Here is a 3,780-nt window from a genome sequence, read left to right on the forward strand (position 1 = left end):
CGGCATCCCCGCACCCGCCACCGGCTCCGCCCCGGCCAGGCAAGTGATCGTCTTGTTCCGCTCCCGCGGCGCCAGCAGCCCCGTCAGGTACTCACCAAACCCGCGACGCTGAGCCAGGCTGAAGAAGAGGTCGTCGAACCGGGCCGCATACTCCTCCAACCAACCCGGCGCGGGCGGACACGGACGGCGAGCAGTCATCATCAGCCCCCAGCACGGCAATTGACCCCTACCACCGGCCCACGACCAACCCGACCTGCCGCCAACCCACACCACCACCAGAATTAACGAACCACCGGTAGGTCGTGGACAAGTCTCACGGGGACGGTTTGCCGGATGGCAACCTTTCGACTTGGGTGCGCGTCATGCTTCACCGACGATGTGGAGCCGTCGTGGCCTGCGACATCTGCCACGATTGCATCCATTCAATACGGTCAGCCAGACCATTCACGCAGTAGTCACTGGAGAGCCGGGTCACCGGGAAACCGTCATGTCTGGTTCGGCGGGAGGCCACGCGGAACAGGACTCGCCACACGGCGAGCTCCTACACCGCGCGGCCGACCCGACGAACTGGCTGATGCGCCCGCGTCGCCTGGTGTGCGACACGAGACACTGCTCGCAAGGCACGAGGCCATGGCGCTGTGTCGATGACCATGCTTATGAGCTTCTTCGACGGATGCCTCACCGGAACCGGGCTCACCCCACCATGACGGCGTCACGCTTTCAAAGTCGTAGTAACCGCCCCAAAGACGTTCAGTGAGCCCGCTCGTACGCTTCGCGGACTTCGGCCGGCACCCGACCGCGACTGCTGACTTCATGGCCGTTCTCTTGCGCCCAAGCCCTGATATCTGCCGACTTTCCCGCACCGGACATGTCAGCCTTGCGCGGCTTACTTCTTGCGGTGCCACGGATTCGACGAGCGCCCTTCGCGTTGAGGAATGGCGCGAGAGCCTCCAGTAGCTGGTCATAACTCTCCGGCGCAAGGTCGATCTCGACCCCTGCACTGTTGACGAGGATGGCGTAGGTGTGGACTTCTACCGACTCTTCACCCGTGAGATCATCTACGTAGGTGACTACTGTTTTCTGTGCCATGAACGAGAATTTATCACTCTTTCCGCGACAAGTGCAGCCTGCTTGATTACGTCACGTCTGAGGGAACCATGCGGTGTCCTGTTGGCGTCAGCCGTCTTCACGCTGAACCAACTCCCTCACACTGGCGTGATTGATGTCTGCCCCCAACACGTGGAGATGCTGCGAGTGAAGGGCCGGCCGTCCGTCAACTGTACGTGGAGGCTACGGTCATCGAAGAAGGGGCGAGTGGGGGCCATCAAGCCGCACGCGTCTAGGGCTGTCCACGGCGGTTCTTGAGTGCCTGGAAGTCTTCCATTGCCGACTGTTGAGGCACTCTGCACTGGGGCATGCTCAGCCCGGTGGAGCATGAACTTCCGCGCCACTCAGTGGCGTGAAGTCAAGCAACTCGACTCCACTCAATTCGGGACACTCCGGAGTCTCCGAACAACCCGGGGTGATTTAGATTCTTCAGCTTCGCCGCCAGTGTAAGCTGCTGCAAATATCCCCAGAAACTGACCATGTAGGACATGGCTTAACATGTGAACAGTTTCGATGGAGGAGCAGTCCCCCGCCTCCCAGTAGTGTTCCGTGCCCGTCGGATCAGGGTCACGTCCGCTGGAGTGGTGTATCGACGGCCACTCGGTGATCTTGTTTTGAGGCTATGCGGTGAGTTCGGTGGGCAGGGCGGTGTCGTCGGTTTCTGACTCGATCGGGTGGAGGCGGGTTTTGGCGAGGAGCTCGCGGCCCATGTAGCGGCGGGCTTCGGTCCATTCGTCGTTCTGCCCGGCCAGGACTGCGCCAACCAGGCGGATGAGTGCGGTGCGGTCGGGGAAGATGCTGACCACGTCGGTGCGGCGGCGGATCTTCTTGGTGAGCCGTTCCTGCGGGTTGTTCGACCGAATCTGCCGCCAGATCTCGCGCGGGAACGCGGTGAACGCCAGCACGTAGCCCTGGGCGGCGTCCAAGTGGGCTGCGGCCTTGGGGAACTTGGCTTCCAGTGCGTCCAGCACGTGCCGCATCTGGGCCTGGACGGCGTCGGTGTCGGGCTGTTCGAAGACGGTCCGCAGCAAGGTGGCCACCCATGGCTGGGCTGACTTGGGCACCTGGCTTAGCAGTGCGCGGGTGTAGTGGGTGCGGCATCGCTGCCAGCTCGCGCCGGGCAGGGTGGCGCCGATCGCGTTGACCAGGTCCGTGTGGGCGTCGGAGACGACCAGCTGGACACCGGACAGGCCGCGGGCGGTCAGTGAGCGCAGGAAGGCGAGCCAGCAGGCGCCGTTCTCGGTGGTGGCGACGTCGATGCCGAGGATCTCGCGGTGTCCGTCGGCGTTGACGGCGACGGCGACCAGGGCGTGGACGTTGATGATGCGGCCGCCTTCGCGGACCTTCTGGGTGAGTGCGTCGGCCCGGACGAACGCATACGGTCCGGCGTCCAGGGGCCGGTCGCGGAAGGCGGTGACCTGTTCGTCCAAATGCTTGGCCATCGCGCTGACCTGGGACTTCGACAGCTGGGTGACGCCGAGGGACTCGGCGAGTTTCTCGACCCTGCGGGTGCTGACACCGAGGAGGTAGGCGGTGGCGACCACCGAGATGAGGGCCTGCTCGGCCCGGCGGCGTCGTTCGAGGAGCCAGTGCGGGAAGTAGCTGCCGTGGCGCAGCTTGGGGACGGCGGGTTCGACGGTGCCGGCGCGGGTGTCCCACTCGCGTGGGCGGTAGCCGTTGCGGTGGTTGACGCGTTCGTCGCTGACCTGCCCGTATTCGGCGTTGCAGAGGGCATCGGCCTCCGCGGACATGAGCGCGTCGGCGAACGTCTTGACCATCGCGCGCAACAGATCGGGACTCGCCGCAGCGAAGTTCTCCTCAGCGAGCACGTGCAGGGGCAGACTGTCGGGAGCGGTCTACCGAGCCCTCCTCCGCGACGCCCAGACCAGCGCCCAACAAGCTGACCTCACACAGGCCGCCTGATTGACATAGGAGTCGACCGATCACCTGCGGTGACGCGGGCGTGAAAATCGGTGCAGGGGCTGTCCGCCGACGCCGCTTGATGTTTGGGCTGTGAGCCCGCATAGGAGTCTGGTGAGGGAGCCGCCCGAGGGGCCGCACACTGTCGCCTTCAGCACGCCGATCAGCTTCTCCGACCCCCTCAGGCTCCCCGGGCAGCCCCTGCCCGAACCAGCACAACAGGGGGCATGTCATGGAGGAGTTGAGAGAAGACCACGACGACGGGACGGTCTCGCGGGTCGCGGCGATCGACATTGCCAAGGCATCCGGGATGGTCTGCCTGCGCGTCCCGCACGACACCATCGAGGGCCGGCGCGTCCAGCAGGTCTGGAGCGTCGCCTCGACCACCAACGCGATCCTGGAACTCGGTGACCGGCTGGTCTGCCAGGGCGTCGAGCGGGTCGTCATGGAAGCGACGGGTTCGTACTGGCGTCCGTTCTTCTACCTGCTGGAGGCCCGCGGACTGGACTGCTGGCTCGTCAACGCGCGCGATGTGAAAAACGTCCCCGGGCGCCCGAAGACCGACAAGCTGGATGCGGTCTGGCTGGCCAAGCTCGCCGAACGCGGCATGGTCCGGGCCTCGTTCGTCCCGCCGAAGGCCGTCCGGCAGTTGCGGGACTTCACCCGGACCCGCACCGTGTTCGTCCAGGAACGCACCCGGCACAAGCACCGGGTGGACAAGGCCCTCCAGGACGCGCAGATCAAACTCTCCGA

General features: G+C 65.0%; 3 protein-coding genes and 1 pseudogene. 1 reads left to right on the plus strand and 3 read right to left on the minus strand.

The genetic code is table 11. The features are described from left to right. The 3 genes and pseudogenes from ACWCQK_RS42095 to ACWCQK_RS42105 all read right to left on the minus strand — a co-directional run. Positions 1 to 198, minus strand: a pseudogene (locus ACWCQK_RS42095) (IS701 family transposase); the annotation flags it as partial. 552 nt (positions 199 to 750) lie between these two features. Then, positions 751 to 1,089 carry a histone-like nucleoid-structuring protein Lsr2 gene (locus tag ACWCQK_RS42100; protein WP_451164530.1) on the minus strand — a complete coding sequence of 113 codons (339 nt, stop codon included), beginning with the start codon at positions 1,087 to 1,089 and terminating at the stop codon, positions 751 to 753. A 638-nt stretch (positions 1,090 to 1,727) separates the two neighbouring features. Continuing rightward, positions 1,728 to 2,948, minus strand: a complete 1,221-nt coding sequence (locus ACWCQK_RS42105) for an IS256 family transposase (RefSeq protein WP_451164534.1) — start codon at positions 2,946 to 2,948, stop codon at positions 1,728 to 1,730. Between the two features lie 311 nt (positions 2,949 to 3,259). Here ACWCQK_RS42105 and ACWCQK_RS42110 point away from each other — a divergent pair. Beyond that, the coding region (locus ACWCQK_RS42110; protein ID WP_451164532.1) for an IS110 family transposase at positions 3,260 to 3,780 on the plus strand (521 nt) is incomplete at its 3' end.

This window comes from Streptomyces sp. NPDC002306 (genome assembly GCF_053593435.1).

Coding starts and splice junctions, on each gene's coding strand:
- ACWCQK_RS42100 (WP_451164530.1), bottom strand. CDS start 1,089: ATGGCACAGAAAACAGTAGTCACCTACGTAGATGATCTCACGGGTGAA.